The organism is Arthrobacter sp. GmRoot5-12, from assembly GCF_059739365.1.
Genome location: NZ_AP046056.1, coordinates 602,356 through 628,787, shown reverse-complemented (window position 1 = coordinate 628,787; position 26,432 = coordinate 602,356). Strand labels below are relative to the sequence as shown.

The following is a 26,432-nucleotide window of genomic DNA, read 5'->3' as shown; positions in this document are numbered from 1 at the left end:
GCAGCAATCCGGCCCCACCTGTGTCTGGGCTGTGAAGGGCAGGGCCGGGAATCGAGTGCTGGTACTACAGTGGATGCATGGCTGCCAGCCGCAATCCGCTTGACGACCTGCGCGAAACCATCGGCCGTCTGGCCGATCAGCTCAAGCTGCCCGGTTCGGAGCGCGTCGACGACCTGGTGGGCGATCTCATGGCTGCGAGGCCCGGGCCGGCGCGGCCGCTGTCCGAGCTGCAGGCCGAGCTCGACGCCCTGGTCGGACTGGAGACAGTGAAGGAACAGGTGCGGGCGCTCGTCGCACTGCTCCAGGTCCAGGCCCGCCGTAAGGCGCACGGCCTGCCGGAGGTGGCCACATCACAGCATCTGGTATTCCTCGGAAACCCGGGCACGGGCAAGACCACCGTGGCGCGGCTCCTGGCCGAGATGTACCGCGCGGTCGGCCTGCTGCAGAAAGGCCATCTGGTCGAGGTCGACCGTTCGGGCCTGGTGGGGCAGTACGTCGGCACCACCGCCATCAAGACAGACCGGGTGATCCGGCGCGCGCTGGACGGCGTCCTGTTCATTGACGAGGCCTACGCGCTGGCCCCGGAGGACGGCCGGATGGATTTCGGCCCCGAGGCGATCGAGGTCCTGCTCAAGCGGATGGAGGACCACCGCCACCGCCTGGTGGTGATAGTGGCCGGGTACCCGCGGCTGATGGAGTCCTTCCTGCTCTCGAACCCCGGACTGCGCTCCCGGTTCGCCCGTGAAATCACGTTCCCCGACTACTCCGTCGACGCACTCCAGACGATCTTCCACCGGATGCTGGCCCAGCACGAGTACAGGCTGGAGCCGGGTGCGGACCAGATGCTGCGCCGCATTTTCACCGGGCTGCACGCGGGCGAGGACTCCGGCAACGCGCGGTTCGCCCGCACATTGTTCGAGCAGGCGCTCAACCGTCAGGCGCTGCGGCTGTCGCTCGACGAGGAACAAAGTCTTGACGCGCTCGATCGTGAGGCCGTCATGACGCTCACCGCGGACGACATCGTGGGGGCCGCGCTGGCTTTGGGCGAGGAGCCGGAGCCGGAACCCACGCCGGAACAGGACCAGCCACGCTGGTGGCGCTGGCTGGTCTGACCGGATCTGCCGGCGCCGCGGCTTCGGGCTGCTCCCCGGACAACCGACTGCCCTTAAACACGAAACTGCTCCCCGTAAGTCGGAACGGAATCTTCAGTCCAACTTACGGGGAGCAGTTCACCCGGGGGCCGGGCTTCCCGGCCCCCGGGTGTACCGGCTGTTTCTGCCCTGTGCTACTTGGTGATCGGGCCCAGTACGGGATCGTCCTTGTAGGCCGTCTTGACGTTGGCAGAGGTCACGATGACCGGCTCCAGCAGGTATGCCGGAACGGTCTTGACCTTGTTGTTGTAGGACTTGTCATCGTTGATCTCCGGCTTCTTGCCTGCCTGAAGGTCCTTGACCATCGTGATGGCGTGCTCAACGAGCTTGCGGGTGTCCTTGTTGATGGTGGAGTACTGCTCGCCCGCCAGGATGGACTTGACGGACTCAACCTCGGAGTCCTGGCCGGTGATGACCGGAATCGGCTTGCCAGCTGCCTTGACCGAGGTCAGGACGGCGCGGGCCAGGGTGTCGTTGGGGGAGAGCACGCCATCCAGGGTTGCGCTGCCATAGCTGCCCGTGAGCAAGGTGTCGGCACGGCGCTGGGCGTTCTCTGCCTTCCAGCCCTGGGTTACAGCCTGCTCAAAACCTGTCTGGCCGGACAGGACCTTGAGGGTGCCGTCGTCGATCTTCGGCTTCAGGACGCTCATGGCGCCGTCGAAGAACACCTTGGCGTTGGCATCATCAGGGGAACCGGCAAACAGTTCGATGTTGTACGGACCGGACGGCTTCTTGGCCTTCATGCCGTCGAGCAGGGCCTGGCCCTGGAGGACACCGACCTTGAAGTTGTCGTAGGCCACGTAGTAGTCGACGTTCTCGGTGTTCAGCAGCAGGCGGTCGTAGGCGATGATGGTGGCGCCGCTGTCCTTGGCCTGCTTGAGCTGGGTTCCCAGCTGGGAGCCGTCGATGGCGCCCACGATAATGACCTTGGCACCCTTGGTGACCATGGCGCTGATCTGGTTCTGCTGCTCCGAAACGCCGCCGTTGGCGAACTGGACATCGGCCTTGAAACCGGCGCCGTTGAGGCCGTCGTTGAAGAGCTTCTCTGCCAGAACCCAGTTTTCACTGGTCTTCTGGGGCAATGCCACGCCGATGGACGAGTCCTGCGGGAATCCGCCTGCGCTGCCGCTGGAGCCGCCACCGGACTCGGAGCGTCCACAACCCGTCAGCGCCAGTGCTGCGATGGCAGCGACTGCCGCGGCCTTTCCTGCTTTACCAATCATTCGCATTGTTGGTTCTCTCTCTATTTGGTGTTAAAAGGTCAGGTCGCAGAGCTCAGGCTTCCCTGGCGATCGCTTCCTTGGTGGAGGTGGTTTCGTCGGGCTGAAGAGGGTTGCTGGGGCCGCCGCCGGAGGAGCGGTTGAAGTTCCTGGTCAGCATGCCAATGATCGACGTCTTGCCCTGGGACTTGTTGTAAACATCGAATGCGACCGCGATCAGGAGCACCAGGCCCTTGATGATCTGGGTCAGGTCTGCGCCGACGCCGAGAAGCTGGAGGCCGTTGTTCAGGACGGCCATGACCAGGCCACCGATGATGGACCCGATCACCGTGCCCACGCCGCCGGTAACGGCCGCGCCGCCGATGAACACTGCGGCGATGGCATCAAGTTCCCAACCGACGCCGTCGAAGGGACCCGATGCAGTGGAACGGCCAACGAAGATCATGCCGGCCAGGCCGGCCAGGATGGACATGTTCATCATCACCAGGAAGTTGACCTTCTTGGACTGGACGCCGGACAGCTCTGCCGCATGGCGGTTGCCACCCACTGCGTAGACGTGGCGGCCGATGATCGTCCGGGAGGAGATGAAGCCGTAGATCAGGACAAGGACGGCCAGGATGAGGCCGGGGATGGGGAAGGAAGTACCAGGGCGGCCCGTGGCGAACAGGTACGTGGCGTACAGGATGGCGGCGCAGACGAGGACCAGCTTCAGGACCGTAACCCACATTTCGGGAACTTCGGCACCGAGGGCATTGGCCCTGGAGCGGGACCGCAGCTCGCTGACAACCACGAAGACGGCGGCGGCAAGGCCAAGCAGCAGGGTCAGGTTGTTGTAGCCCAAGTTGGGCCCCACCTCGGGGAGGTAGCCGGAGCCAAGGTATTGGAAATCGGCGGGGACCGGGATGGTGTTGGATTTGCCAACGAACTGGTTGAAACCACGGAACAGGAGCATGCCGGCCAGCGTCACGATGAACGCCGGGATTCCGACGTACGCCGTCCACCAGCCTTGCCAGGCGCCGATCACCGCGCCCAGCAGCAGACCCAGCAGGACCCCTGCGTACCAGGGGATGCCCCAGTCACGGATGGCAAGGGCCACGGTGACGCCGACGAAGGCCGCGACAGAGCCGACGGACAGGTCGATGTGTCCTGCAATGATCACCAGCACCATGCCGATGGCCAGGATGAGGATGTAGGAGTTGCCGTTGAAGAGGTTGATGACGTTGCCGGGGGTGAGGGTCCGGCCGCTGGTGGCGATCTGGAAGAAGATGATCAAGGCCACCAGGGCGAAGATCATGCCGAATTGGCGGGTGTTTCCGCCAAACAGCTTTTTGAGGGCGTTCATGGTGTCAGTCCTTGTGTCCGGAAGGTTCTGGAATGGCCAGTGGGTCAGGCGGCTTTTCGGGGCGCGGCGGAGGTCATCAGTTTCATCAGGCTTTCCTGAGTGGCCTCGTCCTTGTTAAGGACGCCCGTGATGGCGCCTTCGAAAATCGTGTAGATGCGGTCAGACAGTCCCAGGAGTTCGGGGAGCTCCGAGGAGATGACGATGACCCCTTTGCCCTGGTTGGCCAGCTGCTGGATGATGCCGTAAATCTCGTACTTGGCCCCGACATCGATGCCGCGGGTGGGCTCGTCCAGGATCAACAGGTCGGGGTCGGTGAACATCCACTTGGCGAGCACCACCTTCTGCTGGTTGCCGCCGGAAAGCTTGGCCACGCCTTCCTCCACGGACGGCGTCTTGGTGCGCAGCGACTTGCGGTACTGCTCAGCAACCGTGAACTCCTGGTTGGGGTCCACCACGTAGTTGTGGCTGATCTTTCTCAGGTTGGCCGCAACCGTGGTGGTCTTGATGTCGTCGAGCAGGTTCAGGCCCAGGGACTTCCGGTCCTCGGTGACGTAGCCCAGCCCGGCATCGATGGCCTGCCGGACGTTCTTGAGGGTGACCTCGCGGCCGTCCTTGTAGATGTGGCCGCTGATGAACCTGCCGTAGGACCGGCCGAAGACGGAGCGTGCCAGTTCGGTCCGCCCTGCGCCCATGAGGCCGGCAAACCCGACGATTTCGCCCCGGCGGACAAAGAAGCTGGATCCCTTGCAGACGAGGCGGTCCTGGATGGCCGGGTGGCCCACGGTCCAGTCCTTGACCTCGAAAAACACTTCCCCAATCTTGGGCGTGTGCTCCGGGAACCGGGACTCGAGGGTGCGTCCCACCATGCCCTTGATGATCCGGTCCTCGTCAACCCCGTCTGCCTTGACGTCAAGGGTCTCGATGGACTGGCCGTCACGGATGATGGTGATGGAGTCGGCGATCTGCTCGATCTCGTTGAGCTTGTGGGAAATGATGATTGAGGTAATGCCCTTGGCCTTCAGGCCCAGCATCAGGTCCAGCAGGTGCTGTGAGTCCGACTCGTTCAGGGCGGCTGTCGGCTCGTCCAGGATAAGGATCTTCACGGACTTGTTCAGGGCCTTGGCGATCTCCACCAGCTGCTGCTTGCCGACGCCGATTTCCTTGATGGGGGTGTCGGGGTCATCACGCAGGCCCACGCGCGCCAGGAGGTCCAGGGACCGCAGCCGGGCTTCAGCCCAGTCGATCACCCCGCGCTTTGTGGGTTCGTTGCCCAGAAAGATGTTTTCCATGATGGACAGCTCGGGGATCAGCGCGAGTTCCTGGTGGATGATCACGATGCCGGCGTGTTCGCTGGCCCTGATGTCCCGGAAGTGCTGAACCTGCCCCTGGTAGACGATGTCGCCGTCGTAGCTTCCGTACGGGTAAACGCCGGACAGGACCTTCATGAGGGTGGACTTGCCGGCGCCGTTTTCGCCGCAGATGGCGTGGATCTCGCCGGCCTTAACCCGGAGGCTCACGTTCGACAAGGCTTTAACGCCGGGGAATTCCTTGGTGATGGACCGCATCTCGAGAATGATCGGATCCGTATGCGTGGTCTGGGACGTCATGAACCCTAACCCTCCAATGCAATGACTTCTTTGTCCGGCCGGCAAAGCGCAGGGCCGTCTGAACCAAAAGTAAACTGGATCACAGCTGTTGTCGTCAAGTCTTTAACGCAATTGCTGGGTAACGATGTGGTCTACGGCTTGCGGATCCCGGCATGCTGGAAGACCAGGGCGGCCGCGCCGAGGGCCTCTGCCCGGTCACCCAGGGAGGACATGGTGAGGGTGGTGGTCTCCCCGATGACCGGCACCGCATGCCGGATCAGCCCCCTCCGGATTGGGTCCAGGAGTATGTCCCCCAGGCCTGCCAGCGGCCCGCCCACCACGATCACCTCGGGGTTGATCAGGTTCGCAACATTGCCCAGCGCCCGGCCCACCGCCAGTCCCGCATCGTCCACCACACGCAGGGTGGCGGAGTCCCTGTTCAGGGCCTTGCGGACAATATCCGCCGGCGTCAACGGCCGGTCCTCGCCCCGGCTGAGGAGCTCAATCATGGTGGTGGTGGATGCTATGGTTTCGAGGCATCCACGGTTGCCGCAGCGGCACACCAGGCCCTGTTCGTGGATGGTGGCATGGCCTATTTCGCCGGTGATTCCAACGTTGCCGTAGTACGGCGAACCGTTGAGGATCAAGCCGGCGCCGATGCCGGAACCGATCTTCAGGAACATCAGGTTGCTGACGCCGGAGTGCTGCCCCCAGGTCACCTCGGACCATGCGCCCAGATTGGCGTCGTTGTCAACGAATACGGGGATTCTCAACGTTTCCTCCAGGTGCTGAAGGATGTTGATGCCCACCCATTCGGGAAGGATGGCCCCTTGGGCCACGGTCCCGGTCCGCCGGTCAATGGGGCCCGGAATACCGACGCCGGCGCCCACCACGGAGGTGCGTTCCACCCCGCTTTCCCGGAGTAGTTTCTCCAGTAGTTCCACCGCTGCATGGATGCCCTCATCCGCCTGGTGGCCCAGCGGGAGCAGCACTGATTCTTCAGCGATGACGTGGTAGCTGAGCGAGGCCAGGACCACCCGCAGGTGCCGCCGGCCGAAGTCGATGCCGACCGCCACGGCGCCGTTGCTGTTCAGTCGCACATTCAGCGCCCGGCGCCCTGAACTGGTTATCGGCTCTGTGGATGCCAGGCCGGAGTCAAGCATGATTTTGACGATGTTCGAGACGGTGGCGGTGGAGAGCCCCGTCTGCCGGGCGAGCTCCGCCTGCGTGGACGGGCCGCCCATGAGTGCCTCAATAATCCGCTGCTGGTTCAGTTGCCGCAGGGCGGACTGGGACCCCGGATTCTTGGGCTTGCTCCTCGTTGAGCGCGTGGTTGCGGACATGCTAAGAAGATTGCCCTATCGCTGCTCTTGTAGTCAAGAAGTTAACGCATGGCCTGTACGGGCATGCAGGAAATCGGCCGTCATGAGTACCCTCCGCGGCATCTGTGCATTCCGTCCCGGCGCGCGGGCGCCCGGGTCCAAACGACCCACAATCCTCCGCTGGCGGCTGGTTAGGCTGGAACGAGAGATCAGTCGGGCCCAGCCATTTCAGATGGACGGGGATACAGAAGGTGGTAACGATGCTGCTGTCCGTCCTGCAGGCGAACGCCGTGGTCCTGGACGTCGAGGCCAACCTTCGGACCATCGACGACGCCGCCACCCGGGCTGCCCGTGCCGGTGCCCACCTGCTCCTGACGCCGGAGCTTTTCCCCGTGGGCTACGCCCCGCTGCGGGTGCGCGGCGACCTGGACCCGGCAACCTTTCCCGCTGTCCGCGAACGGCTGGCTGATATCGCCCGCCGTAACAGGATTGCCCTTGTCTACAGCCTGCCCGCCGAAGCGGCTGGGGACGGTGCGGGCGCTGGGGTCGCCGGCAGCCCCGCGTGGCACATTACAGCGACCCTGGTTGATGCCACGGGCACCGAACTCCTCAGGTATGCCAAGGTGCATCTGTTCGGCAATGAGGAACGCAAGGCGTTCGTGGCAGCCGCGCAACCTCCCGCCGTCGTGGATTTCGAGGGTGTCCGCACCTCCCTGCTGATCTGCTACGACATCGAGTTCCCCGAGGCCGCCCGGGAAGCGGCGGCCCGCGGCGCGGAACTGCTCCTGGTCCCCACTGCCCTGTCGGCCGGTTACGAGGCCGTGCCCCAGGTACTCATCCGGGCGCGGGCGCTGGAAAGCCAACTTTATGTTGCCTATGCCAACCACTGTGGGGTCGAGGACGCCTACACTTTCGGCGGCGGAAGCGTGGTGGCGGGACCCGACGGCAGGCTCCTCGCCGAAGCAGCGGACACCCCTGCAGTGCTTTTCGCGGAGATAGGCCCTGATGCGGTGCGCGCAGCCAGGGACGAGGTGCCGTACCTGCGGGAACGCCGGCCGGAGCTTTACCGGGAGTGGGAGGCCGGCCTGGCGCGGGAAGCAGGCCAGCAGGGCGGATAACTGCCTTCAGGCGCCGTTTCCCGCCGCCCCGCCGGTCAGCCCTTCGGTGTACTGCAGCGCAATCCAGAGCTCAGCCCGCACCTGCGCCTGGTTCAGGTCCATCCCCAGCAGGTCGGCAATGACGCCGATCTGCCGCCGCACGCTGTTGCGGTGCAGCCCCAGCAGCTTGGCGGAACCATCCCAGCTGCCGTTTTCGCCAAGCCAGCCACGCAGGACGGCCAGCAGCGGATCGCGCCGGTCCGGTTCGAGCGCCAGGACAGGATGGAGGAGCCGCTCGGCCAGCAAGGTTCCGGCCTCACGGCCCAGCAGGCCCGTGACCGACCAGGACACCTCGTCGGCCCGCAGGCTCTGTCCACTTCGCTGGACCCGGCTGCGCAGGGACGTGGCCCGTTGGTACGCGGCGGGAAGGCTAGTCAGCTCGGTGGGTTCGCCGATCACCAGGCGCCAGCCGAGCCTCTCGACGTCGGCAAGCAGCGCGTCGTCCACCTTGAGCCGGGTCAGCGCGGCGAACCCGTAGTCGGTGATCTCCACCAGCTTGGTGTCGAACATGCGCCGCCACTGCAGCAGTTCCCTGACGGGGCTGTCTCCCGCCGGCCACTCCGGGGCATCCACCTTGACGCCTTGAAGCACGCGGATGGGCGCGGACCGGGTGGAAGACAGGCTCTGCGCCAGCAGGTCCTTGAGCCCGTTGACGTGCTTGCTCCCGCCGGTGGTGAGGCTCTCGGGGTGCAGCAGGACGGCGGTGGCCAGCTGGCTGGGGGCGAGCGAGCCACTGGTTCGCTGCCGGACCAGCAGCTCCAGCAGTCCGACGGCGGACTGGACCACGTTGTTCTGGGCGGGGGTCAGCGGATCGTCCGAGCCCAGGATCAGGGCACCGAGGTTGGCGTCCCTGGTGCTCCGCAGCGGATGGCCCACCACCAGCGCCGAGCCGGGCTGGTCAAAGCCGTCCATTTCCACCCGGGGGCCACGGCCGGACAGCAGCCGTTCCAGCATGGGTTCCAGCAGGGAAAGTTCGACGGCGGTGCTCCCGCCGGCGCTGGTGCCCCGGGCCCGGACCCGGCCGTCCGCTCCCACCATCACGGCCCACACGGGCACGCGCTGGACCAGCGCAGCCAGCAGTTCGTGCTCCGGTTTGGGGGAGAGGACGGCGCGCATGAGCTGCCGGTTGGTCTCTGCCAGCTGCCGGAAGACCCTGGCGTTGTCGGTTTCCAGGAGCTGGGAAAACTGCAGGCCGATCGCCGCGAAGGGAAGCGACTCGGGCACCTCGAACAAGGTGAGGTTGTGCCGCCGGCACGCGTCGAGGACCACCTCCGGGACGGCGTCGAAGTACGGCCTGATCCCGAAGCCCAGGGCCGCCACCTTGGCCTCCACCAGCCGGCGGACATAGGCGTCCACGCTGGCGGGTGATCCCCCGTCACCAAGGAAGGGGAGGCCGGCGGTGAGCAGGAATTCCCCCTCCGGAAGGTAGGGCGTGGGGTCCTCCAGCTCACTGGGCTCAACCCACCGCAGCAGCCGGCCGCCGCTGCCGCCGTCGTGAAGCATTGTCAACAGCGGCGGCAGCTGGTCGAGGAACTGCTGGAGGGTGACGAAGCTCAGCCGTCCTGACGTGGCCGGCTCAGCGGACATCATGTGCATTAAGTCTCATGGTGGATCACTATAAGTCATTTTGCACCGCGCTGAGAGTTGGCTCACATGCCAACCTTGGGAAGGGGAAACCGACAACTACTCTGAAGGGACGTCAACGGTGACTGTGCCTGTGACCACCGAACAAACTCTTGTGCCAAGCGGCGTGCGGCCCAGCCTCCGGACACAGCTGCTGCGCCGTAAACCGATCGGCCAGATGGTCAGCGAGGCCGGAACAGGCCAGGACGGCACTGGACTGGTTCGCAGTTTCGGCATCCTCCACCTGACCATGATCAGCGTGGGCGCCACCCTGGGGACCGGCATCCTGGTGATCCTTGGCGAGTCGGTTCCGTTGGCCGGCCCGGCCATCTGGATCTCTTTCGTCATCGCCGGCCTGGCCGCGCTGCTCTCCGCGGTGTCCTACGCCGAAATGGCAGGCCTGGTCCCCGTGGCGGGCTCCAGCTACTCCTACTCCTACGCCACTATGGGCGAGGGGATGGCCTGGATCTGCGGGTGGTGCCTTGTCCTTGAATACGCCGTCTCCGTCGCTGCCGTAGCTGTGGGGGCAGGGCAGTACGTCAACGAGGCGCTGGCAGCGTTCGGCCAGGTGCTGCCCGATGCCATGTCGCAGCCGCCCGGGGACGGCGGACTGGTGAACATCCCAGCGGTGGCCATCGTGGTGCTGGCCATGGTCCTGCTGGTCCGCGGCGCCCGTGAAAGCGCCTGGATCAACACCGCCGTCGTCATCATCAAGATCGGCATCCTGCTGTTCTTCTGCGCTGTTGCCTTTACTGCCTTCAACGCCGGCAACTTCGAACCGCTCCTTCCCATGGGTGCCGCAGGTGTGTCCGCGGCCGCTTCCCGGGTGTTCTTTTCCTACATCGGTTTCGACGCGGCATCCACTGCGGGCGAAGAGGCCAGGAACCCCAAACGCGATCTTCCCCGCGCCATCCTGCTGTCCATGGTGATCGTCACCAGCATCTACGTCCTCGTGGCCGTCGCCGCCATCGGTGCCCGGCCCTGGGGCTGGTTCGACGGCACCGAAGCCGCCCTGGTCCAGATCCTGGAGGAGACCACCAACCAGCCGTGGATCGCCTTGGTCTTTTCGGTCGGCGCTGTCCTTGCGATCGCCAGCATCGTGCTCACGGTCCTGTATGGCCAAACCCGCATCCTGCTCTCGATGTCCCGGGACGGCCTGGTGCCCGAGGTCTTTGGACGCGTCTCCGCCCGGACCGGCACCCCGGCCGCGGGAACCCTGATTGTCGGCACCGCCGTCGCACTCACCGCGGGCCTGGTCCCGCTCGGCGCCCTCGCCGATGCCACCAGCATCGGAACCCTGTTCGCCTTCGCGCTGGTCAATGTCGCCGTCATCTACCTGCGGCGCAACCGGCCGGACCTCAAGCGAAGCTTCCGGGTGCCGCTGTATCCCTTGACTCCCGTGCTGGGCACGCTGATGTGCGCCTACCTGATGGCCAACCTTGGAGCCGATACCTGGGTTGTCTTTGGTGCCTGGATGCTGGTGGGGATCGCCATCTACTTCGGCTATGGACGCCGGAACTCGAAGGTAGCGGCTCTCAGTGAGCTCGACTACCGTGAACTGACCGCCAAGGCCCCACGCCAGGAACCTGTGAAAGCAGAACTATCATGACAACCGCAACCGAACTGCCGGCCTTCGACCCCTCCAGCACCTCAGCGGCTCCCGCAGGCGCCGCCGGACGGGGCATCGCCGGAAACGCGGCCCCCATCACCATGCTGAACCCCGACTTTCCGTTCAGCTACGACCACTACCTGGCCCACCCCGATGGCCTGGGTTCCGTCCCGCCGGAGCTTTACGGCACGGAAGTTGCCGTCATCGGCGCCGGCCTCTCCGGCCTGGTGACCGCCTATGAACTGATGAAACTGGGACTGCGGCCCGTGGTCTATGAAGCGGACCAGATCGGCGGGCGGCTCCGCACCGCCGCCTTCCCCGCAGCGCCCGGAGTGGTGGCGGACCTGGGCGGGATGCGCTTCCCGGTGTCGGGCAAGGCCTTCTACCATTACGTGGACCTGCTGGGCCTGGAGACCCAGGAGTTCCCAAACCCCCTCGCCGAGGCCACGTCCAGCACCGTGATCGAGCTGGCCGGCAAGAAGCACTATGCGGAGAAGCCGGGCGACCTTCCGCCGTTCTTCCGCGAGGTGGCCGACGCCTGGAAGGCCGCGGTCAATGACGGCGCCAAGTTCGTCGAAATGCAGGACGCCATCCGGGCCCGGGACATGGCCCGCATCAAGGACCTCTGGAACGAACTGCTGCCGCTCATGGACGAGCAGACCTTCTACGGCTTCATCGCAGCCAGCGAGTCCTTCAAGAAGGCAGGCTTCGCCCACCGGGAGGCCTTTGGCCAGGTGGGGTTCGGCACCGGCGGCTGGGACACCGACTTCCCCAACTCCATCCTGGAAATCCTTCGCGTGGTCTACACCGACGCGGACGACCAGCACCGGCTGATCCGCGGGGGAGCACAGCGCCTGCCCGAGGCACTCTGGCAGCACGCGCCGTCGGACATGGTGCACTGGCCCGCCGGCACCTCCCTTTCCTCGCTGCACTCCGGATCGCCCCGCGGTGCAGTGGGAAGGATCAGCCGCGACCCGGACGGGAACCTGCGGATCCGTGAACGCTGGGGCCGCGAGGCCAGCTACCCGGCGGTGGTGACCACCTGCCAGTCCTGGCTGCTGTCCACCCGGATCCACACGGAGGAGGCCTTGTTCCCGGCCGAGCTGTGGACCGCGATGGAGCGCTCGCACTACATGCAGTCCTCCAAGACGTTCGTCATGGTGGACCGGCCGTTCTGGAAGGACATCGACCCGGACACCGGCAACGAGGTCCTGTCCATGACGCTGACCGACAGGCTGAACCGCGCCACCTACCTGCTGGACAACGGCCCGGACCAGCCCGCCGTCATCCTGCTCTCCTACACCTGGAACGACGACGCGCTGAAGTGGCTGGCCCTTGACGCCGACGAACGCGTGGAACTGATGCTGCACTCGCTCGAACAGATCTACCCCGGAGTGGACATCGCAGGGCACATCGTGGGCCAGCCCATCACCGTGTCCTGGGAGGCGGACCCCAACTTCATGGGTGCCTTCAAAGCCAACCTCCCCGGCCACTACCGCTACCAGCAGAGGCTGTTCGCCCACTTCAAGCAGGACAAACTGCCGGAGTCCCAGCGCGGCATCTTCCTGGCCGGCGACGACGTCTCCTTCACCGCCGGCTGGGCGGAAGGCGCCGTCACCACGGGGCTGAACGCGGTGTGGGGCGTGGTGAAGCACCTGGGCGGGTCCTCCGCGCCGGGCAACCCCGGCCCGGGCGACCTGCTGGACGAGTTCGGGCCCATCAGCCTGGACTGATGCAGGCCGGACTGGGTCAGGCGTGGAGCTCGCGGTGTTTCGCCGCGAGTTCCACGTAGCGCGCCGCATTGGCGCGGACGCCGTCGAACTCTTCATCCGTGAGTTCGCGGCGCACCTTGGCGGGCACGCCCGCCACCAGCGACCGGGGCGGAACCACCGTTCCTTCAAGCACGACGGCGCCGGCCGCCACCAGCGAGCCGGCGCCGATCACGGCGCCGTTGAGGACGGTGGCGCCCATGCCGATCAGGCAGTCGTCCTCCACCGTGCAGCCATGGACGACGGCGGCGTGCCCCACGCTGACCCGTTCGCCCACCGTGCAGGGGAAGCCGGGGTCGGCGTGCAGCACCACGTTGTCCTGCAGGTTGCTGCCGGCACCCACGGTGATGGCAGCGGTGTCGGCGCGGACGGAGACGCCGTAGAAGGCACTGGAATCCGGTCCCAGGCTGGCGTTGCCGATGATCGAGGCCGACGGGGCTACGAACGCTGAGTCATGGACAGCCGGGGAATTTCCGGCGAAAGGGTACAGAGGGGCCATGGCTTCACCCTAAGCCACCCCTGCACCCAACTGACTCGCAGTAGATGCCGTTTCGAGGCCCCAAAACGGCATCTACTGCTACCTAGTTGAAGACCGCGTCAGTTGAAGACCACTGTTCGGTTGCCGTCCAGGAGCACGCGGTGCTCGGCGTGCCACTGCACGGCCTGGACCAGCGTGCGCCCCTCCACGTCGCGGCCCATCTGCACGAACTGCTCAGGGGTGCGGGCGTGGTCCACCCGGATGACTTCCTGTTCGATGATGGGCCCCTCATCCAGGGCGGCCGTCACATAGTGAGCCGTGGCACCGATCAGCTTCACGCCGCGGGCATGTGCCTGGTGGTACGGCTTGGCGCCCTTGAAGGAGGGCAGGAACGAGTGGTGGATGTTGATGGCCTTGCCGGTCAGCTCGGTGCAGAGTTCATCGGAGAGGATCTGCATGTAGCGGGCCAGCACGGTCAACTCGATATCGTGCTCCGCGATGATGGCGCGAAGTTTGTCCTCCGCCTGCACCTTGGCGTCCTTGGTCACCGGGATGTAGTGGAAGGGGATGCCGTAGAACTCGGCCAGCCCGGCGAGATCCTGGTGGTTGGACACAATGGCGGGAATCTCAATGGGCAGGGTGCCCGAGCGCTGCTGGAACAGCAGGTCGTTGAGGCAGTGGGCAGAAGTGCTGGCCATCACCAGGGTGCGCACCTTGTCGCCAACAGTATTGAGGTTCCACTGCATGGAGAAGGCCTCCGCCACTGGCTCCAGCGCGGCACGGAGCTCCGACTTGGGGGCTGCCGTGGTCACCTCAACGCGCATGAAGAAGTTCCCGGTTGAAGGGCTGCCGTACTGCTGCGAATCCGTGATGTTGCACCCCGCCACCAGCAGCGCTCCGGCCACCGCGTGGACGATTCCGGGACGGTCCGGGCAGGACAGGGTTACAACGTACGCTTGGTTCAGCTGCTCTTCATTCACGCGTAATAGCCTACCCGCGCCGGGGGCGCCGGTTTTGGTAGGCTGGGATGGTCGCAACTGGCGTTGGGTGGCTAACCACCAGGGAGCGGCAATCACGAAGACCACGGATCGTACGCCTGGGCCGAGGGTCATGTTTTGCCGGAAATGGGGCTGCACCCGCGTCAGCGCAGCAGTGCCATGCCGAGCTTTCACGCCCTGTCATCAACGCGGTGCGAAAGTGCGCCACCCGGTAGCCTGACCTAAGCAGTGCCCATATCCCTAGCCAGGAGTTCTCCGTGACTACTACAGCCACCTCAACCACAGCCGTGAGCAACCAGCCGTTGGCTGAGCTCGATCCCGAAATTGCAGCAGTGCTGGACCAGGAGCTCGGCCGCCAGCGCGGCACCCTGGAGATGATTGCCTCCGAAAACTTTGCGCCCCGCGCCGTGATGGAAGCCCAGGGCTCCGTCCTCACCAACAAGTACGCCGAGGGCTACCCGGGCCGCCGCTACTACGGCGGCTGTGAATACGTCGACATCGCAGAGCAGCTGGCCATCGACAGGGTCAAGGCACTGTTCGGCGCCGAATACGCCAACGTCCAGCCGCACTCCGGCGCGCAGGCCAACGCCGCCGCCCTCTCCGCCATGATCACCCCGGGCGACAAGATCCTGGGCCTGTCCCTGGCCCACGGCGGGCACCTGACCCACGGCATGAAGCTGAACTTCTCCGGCAAGCTGTACCAGGTGGCCGCCTACCAGGTCGAGGAAGATACCTTCCGCATCGACATGGACAAGCTCCGCGAGCAGGCCATCGCCGAAAAGCCGCAGGTCATCATCGCCGGCTGGTCCGCCTACCCGCGCCACCTCGACTTCGCCGCCTTCCGCTCCATCGCCGATGAGGTTGGCGCGCTGCTCTGGACCGACATGGCACACTTCGCCGGACTGGTTGCCGCCGGACTGCACCCGAGCCCGGTGCCGCACTCCGACGTCGTCACCTCCACCGTGCACAAGACCCTGGCAGGGCCCCGCTCGGGCGTGATCCTCGCCAAGGAGCAGTGGGCCAAGAAGCTGAACTCCAGCGTCTTCCCGGGCCAGCAGGGCGGGCCGCTGATGCACGTCATCGCCGCCAAGGCCGTGGCCTTCAAGATCGCCGGTACCCAGGAATTCAAGGAGCGCCAGGAGCGCGTCCTGGAAGGCGCCCGGATCATCGCCGACCGCCTGAACCAGGCCGACGTGTCAGAGGCCGGCGTCTCCGTCCTCACCGGCGGCACGGACGTCCACCTGGTGCTCGTGGACCTTCGCAACTCGCAGCTGGACGGCCAGCAGGCAGAAGACCTGCTGCACTCGGTTGGCATCACCGTCAACCGCAACGCCGTGCCGTTCGACCCCCGCCCGCCGATGGTCACCTCCGGCCTGCGCATCGGCACCCCGGCCCTGGCCACCCGCGGCTTCGGTGCCGCCGAATTCACCGAGGTGGCCGAGATCATCGCCACCGCCCTCAAGGCAGGCACCAGCGCCGACGTCGAGGCCCTGCAGGCCCGCGTGGACAAGCTGGCAGCCGACTTCCCGCTCTACCCGCAGCACGAGCAGTGGTAACCGATGGCTGAAACCACAACCGCACAGATCCTTGACGGCAAGGCTACCGCCGCCGCCATCAAGGCCGAGCTGACCGAACGAGTGGCCGCACTCAAGGCCAAGGGCGTCACGCCCGGCATCGCCACTGTGCTGGTGGGAGCGGACCCCGCCTCGCAGCTGTACGTGTCCATGAAGCACAAGCAGTCCGAGCAGATCGGGATGAACTCCATCCAGCGTGAGCTTCCGGCCGATGCCACGCAGGAACAGGTGGAGGCCCTCATTGACGAACTCAATGCGGACCCGGCCTGCCACGGCTACATTGTGCAGTTGCCGCTGCCCAAGCACCTGGACACGGACGCCATCCTGGAGCGCATCGATCCCGCCAAGGATGCCGACGGCCTGCACCCCACCAACCTTGGCCGGCTTGTGCTGAACGTCAACAACAAGATCACCACGCCGCTGCCGTGCACCCCCCGCGGGGTCATCGAGCTCCTGGAGCGCAACGGATACAGCCTGGCAGGCAAGCACGTTGTGGTGGTGGGGCGCGGCGTCACGATCGGCCGCTCCATCGGCCTGCTGCTCACGCGGCGCGAGGTGAACGCCACCGTGACCCTGACCCATACCGGGACCAGGAACCTGTCAGAACTGCTCCGGCAGGCGGACGTCATCGTGGGCGCGGCCGGTGTGAAGCACATCGTCAAGGCCGCGGACGTAAAGCCGGGCGCGGCGGTGCTGGATGTCGGCGTTACCCGCGAGACCGATCCGGACACCGGCAAGAGCCGCGTCTACGGCGACATCGATCCCGCCGCCGCCGATGTGGCCGGCTGGATTTCGCCGAACCCCGGGGGCGTCGGTCCCATGACCGTGGCGCTGCTGATGACCAACGTGGTGGAGGCCGCCGAACGCGCGGCAGCCAACGCGCACTAGTCCCCGGCACTAAGTGCACGACGGCGGCACGGTACCTTCCGCAGGGAAGGCGCCGTGCCGCCGTCGTCCGTTTCAACGTAACTGCAAGCACACTTCCACCTGCGCCGCGCCTCCACTAGTCTGCACAGGTGCACAACCACGCCCTTACCCCCTCCGGCACGATGACCGGGGGCCCGCCGTCCGGCACCGTCATCTCCGCCGAAAACCTGGCCAAGACCTACGGCGACGTGGCCGCCGTGGACGGCATCTCGTTCACCGTGCAAGCGGGGGAGTCCTTCGGCCTCCTGGGGCCCAACGGGGCGGGCAAATCCACCACCATGAAGATGATCGGCGGCGTGACCCGCCGGTCCGCCGGCCGGCTCACCATCATGGGCCTGGACCCGGACACGCACGGACCCGAGGTACGCGCCCACCTGGGCGTGGTTCCGCAGCAGGACAACCTGGACGAGGAACTCCGCGTCCGCGACAACCTCCTGGTCTACGGCCGCTACTTCGGCCTGCCCATGAGCTACCTCAGGCCCAAGGCCGATGAACTGCTGGAGTTCGCACAGCTGACGGACAAAGCGAGATCCAAGGTGGACGCGCTCTCCGGCGGCATGAAACGCCGCCTGATCATCGCCCGTTCCCTGATCAACGAGCCGCAGATCCTGCTGCTGGACGAGCCCACCACGGGCCTGGATCCCCAGGCCCGGCACATCCTGTGGGACCGCCTGTTCCGGCTCAAGGAGCAGGGCGTCACGCTGATCCTCACCACCCATTACATGGATGAGGCCGAGCAGCTCTGCGACCGGCTGATCGTGGTGGACAAGGGCCGGATCATGGCTGAGGGCTCGCCCGCGCAGCTGATCCGCGGGCATTCCACCCGGGAGGTGGTGGAACTGCGGTTTGGTTCCGAGCGGAACGCCGCAATCGCGTCCCGGCTGGAAGGCATCGGGGAACGGCTTGAGGTGCTGCCGGACCGGGTGCTGATGTACGCGCACGACGGCGAGTCAGCCCTTGAGCAGGTGTCGGCCCGCGGCCTGAGGCCGCTGACATCGCTGGTCCGGCGGTCGTCGCTGGAGGATGTGTTCCTTCGGCTCACCGGCAGGAGCCTCATTGACTGATAGGCAGGCGTCCGGGCGGCAGCCGACCGGAGGGCAGGCAGGGGCCGCGCAGCCGGGCGGCCTGAGCGCACATGCGCCGGCGGTTTCGGCGGCAAGGGCGCGGCGCTGGGGCTCCTTCTACTATGCCGAGCAGGTGCTCCGGGTGATGAAGGGTTACAGCTGGTCCATCCTGATGTACAGCGTGGGCCAACCGGTGGCGTACCTCTTCGCCATGGGGGTGGGACTGGCCACCCTGGTGGATACCGGCAACGCGGCCTTTGGCGGCGTGTCCTACCTCGCCTTTATCGCCCCGGCGCTGCTGGTGTCCGCCGCCGTGATGACGGCAGCCAACGAGTTCACTTTTCCCATCATGGCAGGGTTCAAATGGCGCCGGGTCTACTACGGCCCGCACGCGTCGCCGCTGACGCCGCAGCAGATCGCCGCCGGGCAGGTCATGGCCGTGACGCTGCGCCTGGTGCTGCAGTCGGCCATCTACTTCGCGGCCGTGGCACTGTTCAGTGCCTCGCCGTCGGGCTGGGGCTGGGCCGGGATACTGGTGGCCACCCTGACAGGGCTGGCCTTCGGGCTGCCGCTGATGGCATATTCCGCATCGATCACCGAAGACAAGGGGCAGTTCGCACTGGTGATGCGGTTCATCGTGATGCCGCTCTTCCTGTTCTCCGGGACGTTCTTCCCGCTGGACAACCTGCCGTTGGCGGTCCGCTGGGTGGGCTGGATTTCGCCCATCTGGCATGGCACCGAACTGGGCCGGGTGCTCAGCTTCGGATACCGCGAACCGGCGATCCTCAGCGTGCTCCATGCGGCCGTCCTGGCGGCGTTGGCAGTCACCGGCTGGGTCCTGACGCGGCGCCGGTTTGCCCTGAGGATGGGCCAGTGAGCACATTTTCCGGTCCCGCCGGCGCCTCCCGGAGCGCCGCGGAGCAAGCCCGCAGCCGCACTTTCGGGCCTCTTTATTCAGGCAATGCCAGGGCAGTCATTGCCCGTGGGCTGATGGCCACACGGAGCACCAACTGGCTGGTGATGCTGTCCGGGTTCTTTGAGCCGGTGCTGTTCCTCCTTTCCATGGGGGTGGGACTGGGCGCCATCGTTGGCAGCGTCCAGGGACCCAACGGAACCACCATCAGCTATGCGGCCTACATCGCACCGGCACTGCTGGCCGTCTCCGCGATGAACGGCGCCGTCTATGACTCCACCTGGAACGTCTTCTTCAAGATGAACTTCGCCAAGCTCTACCAGGGCATGCTGTATACGTCCCTGGGCCCGCTGGACGTGGCGCTTGGCGAGATCTTCCTGGCCCTGCTGCGGGGGATGCTCTACGCCACCGGCTTCACTGCGGTCATGGGCATCATGGGACTGATCACCACGCCCTGGGCACTGCTGATGATCCCCGCCTCGGTGCTGATCGCCTTTGGGTTCGCCAGCCTGGGCATGGGCATCACCAGCTTCCTCAAGACCTTCCAGCAGATGGACTGGATCAACTTCATCCTGCTGCCCATGTTCCTGTTCAGCGCCACGTTCTACCCGCTCAGCGTCTACCCACAGCCCATCCAGTGGTTCATCCAGGCCATGCCGCTCTGGCACGGGGTGGAACTGCTGCGGCAGATCAGTGTGGGCACTTTTACGGCTGCCACGCCACTGCATGTTGGCTACTACCTGGTGATGACCGCCGTCGGCATGCTGCTGACCACGCTGCGCCTGCGGAGTTTGTTCCTGAAATAGCCTGCCCGGCCAGCTGCCCTGTTCGCCGGGGGTGGAAGGCGGCGGGAGCACAGTCCGCCGTTTGAGACAATGGCTGCATGCGAACTTTGGGCAGCTCCTCGTCATCTTCCAAACCCGCCCGGGGCGGTTTTTCCATGTTCCGGATCAGCGGGCCGGGCCTGATGGTCCTGGTGACGGCGTTCATTGTGGCCGTGATCTTCGCCGCAAACCAGAACGACGTGGTGGGCTGGGTTGTCGCCATCATCGCCGCCTTCTGGCTGGCACTGGCTGCGTTTGTGGTCTTCAGCATCCAGCGGGCCGCCAGGAAAGCGGGCGCAAAGCTGTCCGAAGCCCAGAGCGCCTTCAACACCGTCACCGGCCGCGTACCGGCCCGCACCTCCGCCGACCACGGCGGCACCCGGGTGGTCTACGAACGTTCCGAGGCAGACGAGGTGCGCGACCTGAAGCTGGACCATTCCTTCAAGATCGTCCAGGTGCAGGTCCGCGTGGTGGAGGAGGAGCGGGCCAAGGGCGCCGCCGCCAACCAGGACACGATCAACCGCGCCCTTGAAACCATCGAAATCACAGCCACCAACGCCCGGGACATGATCAAGTCCTCCGGCGGCAGCGGGGAGCCGGTGACCGGAACCATCATCGACTAGAGTGGAGCGGGTGAGCTCGGCATTGAACAAGGACCACCTTCGCATCGCATCCGTCAACGTAAACGGCCTCCGGGCTGCCTACAAGAACGGAATGGCGGCCTGGCTTGAGCCGCGGGAAGTGGACATCCTCTGCCTGCAGGAGGTCCGAGCCCCTGACGCCGTCGTCCGGCAACTGCTGGGGGAGGACTGGCATATCCTGCACGCGGAAGCGGAAGCAAAAGGCCGTGCCGGCGTCGCCATTGCCTCCCGCCAGGAGCCCCTGGCCACCAGGAACGGCATCGGTGACGACTACTTCGCCACCGCCGGGCGCTGGGTTGAAGCCGACTTCCGCGTCCCCGACGCCGCAGGGAACCCCGTGCAGCTCACGGTTGCCAGCGCCTATGTGCATTCCGGTGAAGTGGGGACGCCCAAGCAGGATGACAAGTTCCGCTTCCTGGACGTCATGACCACCCGCCTGCCGGAACTGACCAAGCACAGCGACCACGCCCTGGTGGTGGGCGACCTCAACGTGGCGCACACCCCCCGTGACATCAGGAACTCCAAGGGCAACCTCAAGAAGGCCGGGCACCTGCCGGAGGAACGTGCCTACTTCGACCGGTTCTTCGGTGAGGAGATCGGCTGGCATGACGTCCACCGGACCCTGGCCGGGGATGTCGACGGGCCCTACACATGGTGGTCCTGGCGCGGCAAGGCATTCGACAACGACACCGGCTGGCGCATCGACTACCACATGGCCACCCCCGAACTGGCGGCCTCCGCCATTTCGGCTGTCGTGGACCGTGCAGCCTCCTGGGACACCCGCTTCTCCGATCACGCCCCGCTGGTAGTGGATTACCAGCTCTAAGCCCGAAAGTTTTCCATGACCAGCCAGACTTCCTCCACTGCCAAGAAGCGCATCCTTTCCGGTGCCAAGCCCACCGCCGACTCCCTGCACCTGGGCAACTACATCGGTGCCGTGCGCAACTGGGTGGACATGCAGGCGGAGTACGACGCCGTCTTTTTCATCCCGGACCTGCACGCCATCACAGTGGACTTCGACCCCGCCGAGCTGGCCAAGCGGACCCGCATTGTGGCTGCCCAGTACATCGCGGCCGGCATCGACCCGGACAAGAGCATCTTCTTCGTCCAGTCCCATGTTCCCGAGCATGCGCAGCTTGCGTGGGCGCTGAACTGCATTACCGGGTTTGGCGAGGCTTCCCGGATGACCCAGTTCAAGGACAAAACCCAGAAGTCCGGCGCGGACTCCGCAACACTGGGCCTGTTCGCCTACCCCACCCTGATGGCCGCGGACATTCTCCTGTACCAGAGCGACCTCGTGCCCGTCGGCGAGGACCAGCGGCAGCACCTGGAACTGACGCGGAACCTGGCGCAGCGTTTCAATACCCGGTTCGGCCACACCTTCACGGTTCCGGAGGCCACGATCGTCAAGGAAAGCGCCAAGATCTACGACCTCCAGAATCCCAGCGCCAAGATGTCCAAGACGGGGGAGTCGCCCAACGGTGCCATCCAGCTGCTGGAGGATCCCAAGATCGCAGCCAAGCGCATCAAGTCGGCAGTGACCGACGCCGGCACGGACATCCGCTTCGACCCTGAGGAAAAGCCCGGCGTGTCCAACCTGCTGACCATCTACTCCTCGCTGACGGGCAAGTCCGTGGCGGAGCTTGAAGCCGAGTACCAGGGCAAGATGTACGGCCACCTCAAGGTTGACCTCGCCGAAGTTGTGGTGGACTTCATCACCCCGCTGCGCAACCGGACCAATGAGCTGATGGCAGATCCCGCCGAGCTTGACCGGCTGCTGGCCCTTGGCGCTGAGCGGGCCCGCGAGATCGCCTCCGTCACCCTGGCCCAGGTCTACGAGCGCATGGGCTTCCTGCCGTCCCTCAGCCTCGCGGGAGTCCGCTAGCGCCATGTCTTCGGGAAAAGTCACCGCCAGGGGAGGTGCCTGCTCTGCCGGCCAGGTGGAGCAGACCCTGGCTGACCGCTTGGGAGACCAGCCAGGCCGGAATGCGGCGGCGAACCATGAGGTGGCCCGCAGCGAAGAGGTCAGCGTGGGCGTCATCCTGGGCTTTCCAGCAGACATCGCCGAAGAGCTGCAGCGCTGGCGGGCGTCGTTCGGTGACCCGCTGGCGGACGTGGTACCGGCCCACATTACGCTGGTCACCACCACCCCCACCCAGGACTGGGAAGCGACCCTCCGGCATGTCCGCGAAGTGGCCCGCTGCCAGAGCCCGTTCATGGTGACCATCGCCGGGACCGGAACTTTCCGGCCCGTTTCCCCCGTAGTCTTCATCAATGTGGAGGACGGGTTCGAGCACTGCGTGGACCTGCACCGCAAGCTCCAGCAGGGCCCACTCCACCGTGAACTGCCCTTTGCCTACCATCCGCACGTCACCATCGCCCACGATGTCGCCCCGGAAAGCCTTGACGAGGCCGAAACGGTGCTGAAGAACTACAAGGCCACCTTCCCTGTGGTTAGCATGGGACTCTACGAGCACGATGCCGACGGCATCTGGCAGCTACGGGAAGAGCTGGATTTTGGGACCGAAACTGACAACAACGCCGGCACCCGGTTCACGGACGCTGCCGCGGACACCCCAACCGACGCAGGGTAACCAGCAGCCGCTGCCCACCGAGCAGGCCAGGCTGAAGCTGGAGGTCATCCAAAAGCGGATGGAATGGAATCGGGCGCGCAGGTCCGGCAAAAAATTCGGTGCCCTGATGGCCTTGGTTCAGTGGCTCACCGCCCGCCTGAACGTCCTGCGCCCCATGCGCGCCTTCCGGCACTACACCCTCCACTACGGGCCGCTGATGAGCGCCGGCATTGGCTTCAACATGTTTTTCTCCGTCACAGGCCTGCTGGCCACCGGCTTCTCCATCGCCGGGCTGGTCCTCAGCGGCCAGCCGGCGCTGCTGGACACCGTTATCGGCAGCGTGGCCGCCAGCGCACCGGGCCTACTGAAAGTCAACGGCGGACCGGGGCTGGTGGACCCCAAGGACATGTTGGATCCCAACGGCCTCGGCTGGACCGCGGTCATCGGTGCGCTGGTAACGGTGGTCACATCACTCGGTTGGATCAACGGCCTCCGGGACGGCCTGCGCGGCGTCCTGCAGCTGCCGCCGCTGATCGTCAATCCCATCGTGATGAAGCTGCGCGACGCCGGAACCCTGCTGCTGCTGGGCGTGGCCCTGGTGATCAGCGGCGGTGCATCGCTGGTGTTCGGCACGCTGGCGGGTTGGGTAGCGGACTTCCTGCACCTCAGCGACGCCTTGGCCGGCCCGCTGACCACCTCCGTCAAAATCGTCGTCCCGCTGGTCCTGAACTGGGTCACGGCGCTGATCATGTTCCGGCTGGCCGCGGGGCTCAAGCTGTCCCGCCAGGCACTGGTCGAGGGCACCGGCCTGGCAGCCGTGGGCACCACCATACTGCAGATCTTCAGCACTGAACTTCTTGGCGGGGCCAGCCGCAATCCCATCCTGGCGCCGTTTGCCATCATCATCGGCCTGCTCATCTGGTTCAACCTCGTCAGCCAGGTCTACCTTGTCTCGGCAGGATGGGCGGCCGTCCGTGAAGCGGACCTGGAGTCGGACGCTCCTCCGCGCAAGACGATACTCGGCGCACGCCGAACCACGCCCCAAACCTGACGCGCGCCCGGCCGTAGAATTGTCCGGCCCTCCAGCACAGCGACGTCAGGGGGCCGGCACCAGACCTTCCCACGCAACGGTCCAGCCGGGCGGAAAGCCCGGAGCGTGGCGGTCCGGGCCGTGGTCCCAGCCGGCAGCCATCAGCGCGGCCGCGGCAAGGAGCCCCCCGTTGCCTGGAAGGTACAACGGCAAGGAGTCCGTCTGCCGGTTGTGACCGTTCGTCAGGACTGTGTTCTTACCGGCCTCCTGCAGGAGCGCGTCGACGGCGTACTCCGGGTCCCCGAGCCGGGCAGCGGTCATCGCCATCACCGGGTAGTCCCACCCCCATGTGGTGGTCCAGTCCCAGTCGGCCAGGACATCCTCAAGGGTGGCCCGCATGACTGCCTCATCGATCAGGTCTGTCAGCGGCAGGACGCCCAGTGCGCAGAGCATCGAGGGATGGTCCGTCCTGATGGTGAAGGGCTCCACGTCCATTGCCGCATAGACGCCGTCGACTACGCGCGGGCGCACCAGCCCGTCAGCAACCTCCTGCCAGCATGCAACGGGCTCGAGGCCCAACCGTTCCCGCCAGGCGGCGGCAGTCCTGAGGCCCCACTGCCAGTAAGCGAGTTCGAACGTCGGGTTTTTGATCTTCGCCCGCATGGACCCATAGCTCTCCTGTGCGGGTATGAGCGGCGGCCCAAGTTCGAAACCCCTCGGGGTGCGATGAGCGAAGCCCGCCATGAACGCGGCGGTTTCGAACACGATGTCAGCGAACTCCTCCAGCACGTCAGGGCCCGGATTGGCCCGGTACAGCAGCTCGGCCAAATGGATGGGATGCGGCTGCTGCCAAATCAGGAACGTCCCGATCGGGCTGGGGCTCTCCCTGCCGTCCGGGCCTACCTGCTTGGGCCAGCGGGCGCCGTCGAAGCCCTGCGCCCTGGCGGTTTCCCGCGACGTTTCCAGCACCGTTGAGTACCAGCGCAGGGAGGGGAGGAGGAGCTCCGTTCGGTTCCAGTGCGCAAAATGGGCGGCGTGCCACCAATGCATCTCCAGGTGGAAGCGGCCGCGCCACGAGCTGCACACCAGGCCTGTTTCCTGCGGCGGCAGCGATCCGGAGCAGTTGACGGCCGTCAGGTACTGGGAGAGGACAATCCGGCGTTCGAGCTCCCTGGCCCGTGGGTCCCGCGTGGCAGCCAGCTCGATGGCACCTCCGGACGACCAGAACCTGGGCCAACGGTCCATGGAGGCGGCTGCAACGTTGCTGCCGGGCTGGTTTGCGCTGGGAACCGACGGCGCTGAAGGGGAAGGCCCGACGGCGGGACCCGCATGGCGGCCAACGCCCGCCTTGCCTGCCACTCTGGAAAGGCCCGCACCGCCCCGGGGGATACAGTCCCCGTCCGCGGCGGATATGAACTCAATGGACAGGTCCAGCGCCTCGGTGCTCGAGTGGACATCCGGCCGTATGCGCAGGTGGTGCGCCCCGGTCTGTTCCACGACCAGGCCTTGGCCGGTGATCACCACGCGGTAGCGCGCGTTGTCCAGTTCGCGGTCCACCGTCCAGCTGCTGGCCCCTGCATGGGACACTGCAGGTTGCGGTCCGTTGAGGATGGTGGTGTGGGCGCCCGGCAGATCCCACCCGGCGCCGTTGTGCCACGCCTCGGAGCCGTACGGGAAGTCGATGCCGATCACCAGGCCGTCACCCAGCGCGGGTGACTCCACCCGAATGCCTAGTTCGTCGCGGTCCGGATGGCAGGCTGTGGTGACCGTGGCCTGGTGGCCGGCGATGGCGAAGGTGCTGGTGACGATGCCCGTCCAAAGATCAAGAATCTGGCTGGCGTGGGAAAGCTCGCTGCTGCTGATGGGCCGGCTGGTTCCGTCCTGCAGCAGCTGGAAACCGATGCGTCCCAGATCCAGGCGGTGCGGGTTTGCCCGCAGCCATGCTTCGGCCGTTGAGGTGCCTGTCTCGCGGTCATTGACGATGTCCCCCACCATGTCCACGTACGGCACCGGACCACGTGGGGAGTCGTAGAGGACCGTGGAACCTGCCAGGCTGTAACGATCGCCGCCAGGCATGGAGTGCCAGCCCCAGGTGGATTGGGTGCCCAGCAGCGTTCCCGGGGGAAGCGAGTCCTCACGGGGCCCCACGGGGTACTCGGCTGGCAGGCTTTGAAGGCCCGTGAGGTCCATGGTGAAGGCAAACTCCCCGTTGCCCACTGAGACAGGGCTTCGCGGATCAAGACTTTGCTGACGAACGTTGTGCCGCCGGACCAGCGCCTTCCTGTCAATCTGCTTGTGCCGCCGGTGGGACGTGGTCGTGGCCTCCGGCCGTACGGTGCTGGCGTGGCTGTGCACGGTGCACGCCCTCCTTACAGGTGTGTGGTGACTGATGCCGCGAAATGTCCGGGCATGGCCAGCGCGCCTCCCCGGAAACGCGGCACCGGGGAGAAAGCGGTTTCTGGCGATTCCATCCTTGGCGGGTTCCACAGCGCTGTCAAGGGGCCGCCATGTGAAATCGTGCACCGAGAAGTCCAGGTCGATAACCGGTACGGAAACCATGACGGGATCCTATTGACGGGCTTTACCCGCCGTTGATACGTTTCACGAAACCGCTTTCTCTCGCTCACCCAC

Annotated in this window: 22 protein-coding genes and 1 riboswitch; of the genes, 14 read left to right on the top strand and 8 right to left on the bottom strand. The window is 65.8% G+C overall.

All coding sequences use genetic code 11. From position 1 onward, the window contains the following. The first annotated feature begins 77 nt into the window (after positions 1–77). Positions 78–1,112, top strand: coding sequence for an AAA family ATPase (locus AC6JAM_RS02785; protein ID WP_497933950.1), 1,035 nt, complete (start codon positions 78–80; stop codon positions 1,110–1,112). Between the two features lie 173 nt (positions 1,113–1,285). Here AC6JAM_RS02785 and AC6JAM_RS02780 read toward each other — a convergent pair whose 3' ends face one another. The 4 genes from AC6JAM_RS02780 to AC6JAM_RS02765 form a co-directional block, all read right to left on the bottom strand. Continuing rightward, the gene (locus AC6JAM_RS02780) at positions 1,286–2,380 is read right to left on the bottom strand and encodes a substrate-binding domain-containing protein (protein ID WP_026265927.1); all 1,095 of its coding nucleotides are present in this window, start codon (positions 2,378–2,380) and stop codon (positions 1,286–1,288) included. Between the two features lie 46 nt (positions 2,381–2,426). Next, positions 2,427–3,713: a multiple monosaccharide ABC transporter permease gene (mmsB, locus tag AC6JAM_RS02775; RefSeq protein WP_018770240.1), complete on the bottom strand. Its 1,287-nt coding sequence runs from the start codon at positions 3,711–3,713 to the stop codon at positions 2,427–2,429. A gap of 44 nt (positions 3,714–3,757) precedes the next feature. Beyond that, a complete protein-coding gene (gene mmsA, locus AC6JAM_RS02770) occupies positions 3,758–5,320 on the bottom strand; it encodes a multiple monosaccharide ABC transporter ATP-binding protein (protein ID WP_018770239.1) in 1,563 nt (520 codons plus the stop codon). Positions 5,321–5,451: 131 nt separating this feature from the next. Then, a complete protein-coding gene (locus AC6JAM_RS02765) occupies positions 5,452–6,642 on the bottom strand; it encodes an ROK family transcriptional regulator (RefSeq protein ID WP_018770238.1) in 1,191 nt (396 codons plus the stop codon). Between the two features lie 239 nt (positions 6,643–6,881). On the opposite strand from AC6JAM_RS02765, the gene AC6JAM_RS02760 reads away from it, so the two are divergent. Next, a complete protein-coding gene (locus AC6JAM_RS02760) occupies positions 6,882–7,739 on the top strand; it encodes a nitrilase-related carbon-nitrogen hydrolase (protein WP_497933947.1) in 858 nt (285 codons plus the stop codon). Between the two features lie 6 nt (positions 7,740–7,745). Here AC6JAM_RS02760 and AC6JAM_RS02755 read toward each other — a convergent pair whose 3' ends face one another. Beyond that, positions 7,746–9,365: a PucR family transcriptional regulator gene (locus AC6JAM_RS02755; RefSeq protein WP_134164626.1), complete on the bottom strand. Its 1,620-nt coding sequence runs from the start codon at positions 9,363–9,365 to the stop codon at positions 7,746–7,748. 214 nt (positions 9,366–9,579) lie between these two features. Here AC6JAM_RS02755 and AC6JAM_RS02750 point away from each other — a divergent pair, with 214 nt between their 5' ends. Both AC6JAM_RS02750 and AC6JAM_RS02745 read left to right on the top strand, forming a co-directional pair. Next, complete coding sequence (locus AC6JAM_RS02750; protein WP_018770235.1) at positions 9,580–11,010, top strand: amino acid permease; 1,431 nt, start codon at positions 9,580–9,582, stop codon at positions 11,008–11,010. Continuing rightward, positions 11,007–12,743 (top strand): flavin monoamine oxidase family protein, encoded by a 1,737-nt coding sequence (locus AC6JAM_RS02745; RefSeq protein WP_497933946.1) that lies wholly within the window; start codon positions 11,007–11,009, stop codon positions 12,741–12,743. Before AC6JAM_RS02750 ends, AC6JAM_RS02745 begins: the two co-directional genes overlap by 4 nt. Before the next feature lie 16 nt (positions 12,744–12,759). Here AC6JAM_RS02745 and AC6JAM_RS02740 read toward each other — a convergent pair whose 3' ends face one another. Both AC6JAM_RS02740 and purU read right to left on the bottom strand, forming a co-directional pair. Further along, positions 12,760–13,278, bottom strand: a complete 519-nt coding sequence (locus AC6JAM_RS02740; protein ID WP_018770233.1) for a gamma carbonic anhydrase family protein — start codon at positions 13,276–13,278, stop codon at positions 12,760–12,762. A 98-nt stretch (positions 13,279–13,376) separates the two neighbouring features. After that, the gene (gene purU, locus AC6JAM_RS02735) at positions 13,377–14,237 is read right to left on the bottom strand and encodes a formyltetrahydrofolate deformylase (RefSeq protein ID WP_018770232.1); all 861 of its coding nucleotides are present in this window, start codon (positions 14,235–14,237) and stop codon (positions 13,377–13,379) included. 43 nt (positions 14,238–14,280) lie between these two features. Next, positions 14,281–14,366: riboswitch (ZMP/ZTP riboswitch) on the top strand. Positions 14,367–14,512: 146 nt separating this feature from the next. Here purU and glyA point away from each other — a divergent pair. From glyA to AC6JAM_RS02685, 10 genes are all read left to right on the top strand, one after another. Next, positions 14,513–15,811: a serine hydroxymethyltransferase gene (gene glyA, locus AC6JAM_RS02730; protein ID WP_056393445.1), complete on the top strand. Its 1,299-nt coding sequence runs from the start codon at positions 14,513–14,515 to the stop codon at positions 15,809–15,811. Between the two features lie 3 nt (positions 15,812–15,814). Then, positions 15,815–16,717: a bifunctional methylenetetrahydrofolate dehydrogenase/methenyltetrahydrofolate cyclohydrolase gene (locus AC6JAM_RS02725; protein WP_018770230.1), complete on the top strand. Its 903-nt coding sequence runs from the start codon at positions 15,815–15,817 to the stop codon at positions 16,715–16,717. Positions 16,718–16,878: 161 nt separating this feature from the next. Then, the gene (locus tag AC6JAM_RS02720; RefSeq protein ID WP_497935880.1) at positions 16,879–17,820 is read left to right on the top strand and encodes an ABC transporter ATP-binding protein; all 942 of its coding nucleotides are present in this window, start codon (positions 16,879–16,881) and stop codon (positions 17,818–17,820) included. Continuing rightward, entirely contained in the window at positions 17,813–18,697 is an 885-nt protein-coding gene (locus AC6JAM_RS02715; RefSeq protein ID WP_497933944.1) for an ABC transporter permease, read from the top strand. The genes AC6JAM_RS02720 and AC6JAM_RS02715 overlap by 8 nt, the downstream gene beginning before the upstream one ends. Next, complete coding sequence (locus tag AC6JAM_RS02710) at positions 18,694–19,539, top strand: ABC transporter permease (protein ID WP_144600486.1); 846 nt, start codon at positions 18,694–18,696, stop codon at positions 19,537–19,539. The genes AC6JAM_RS02715 and AC6JAM_RS02710 overlap by 4 nt, the downstream gene beginning before the upstream one ends. A 77-nt stretch (positions 19,540–19,616) precedes the next feature. Continuing rightward, complete coding sequence (locus AC6JAM_RS02705; RefSeq protein ID WP_026265924.1) at positions 19,617–20,180, top strand: hypothetical protein; 564 nt, start codon at positions 19,617–19,619, stop codon at positions 20,178–20,180. A gap of 10 nt (positions 20,181–20,190) precedes the next feature. Beyond that, complete coding sequence (locus AC6JAM_RS02700) at positions 20,191–21,024, top strand: exodeoxyribonuclease III (protein ID WP_018770225.1); 834 nt, start codon at positions 20,191–20,193, stop codon at positions 21,022–21,024. A gap of 15 nt (positions 21,025–21,039) precedes the next feature. Then, complete coding sequence (gene trpS / locus AC6JAM_RS02695) at positions 21,040–22,083, top strand: tryptophan--tRNA ligase (RefSeq protein ID WP_018770224.1); 1,044 nt, start codon at positions 21,040–21,042, stop codon at positions 22,081–22,083. Between the two features lie 4 nt (positions 22,084–22,087). Next, positions 22,088–22,792, top strand: coding sequence for a 2'-5' RNA ligase family protein (locus AC6JAM_RS02690; protein ID WP_081620213.1), 705 nt, complete (start codon positions 22,088–22,090; stop codon positions 22,790–22,792). A gap of 58 nt (positions 22,793–22,850) precedes the next feature. Then, complete coding sequence (locus AC6JAM_RS02685; protein ID WP_018770222.1) at positions 22,851–23,822, top strand: YihY/virulence factor BrkB family protein; 972 nt, start codon at positions 22,851–22,853, stop codon at positions 23,820–23,822. A 45-nt stretch (positions 23,823–23,867) separates the two neighbouring features. Here AC6JAM_RS02685 and AC6JAM_RS02680 read toward each other — a convergent pair whose 3' ends face one another. Beyond that, positions 23,868–26,156, bottom strand: a complete 2,289-nt coding sequence (locus AC6JAM_RS02680; RefSeq protein WP_497933940.1) for a hypothetical protein — start codon at positions 26,154–26,156, stop codon at positions 23,868–23,870. Between the last annotated feature and the right edge of the window lie 276 nt (positions 26,157–26,432).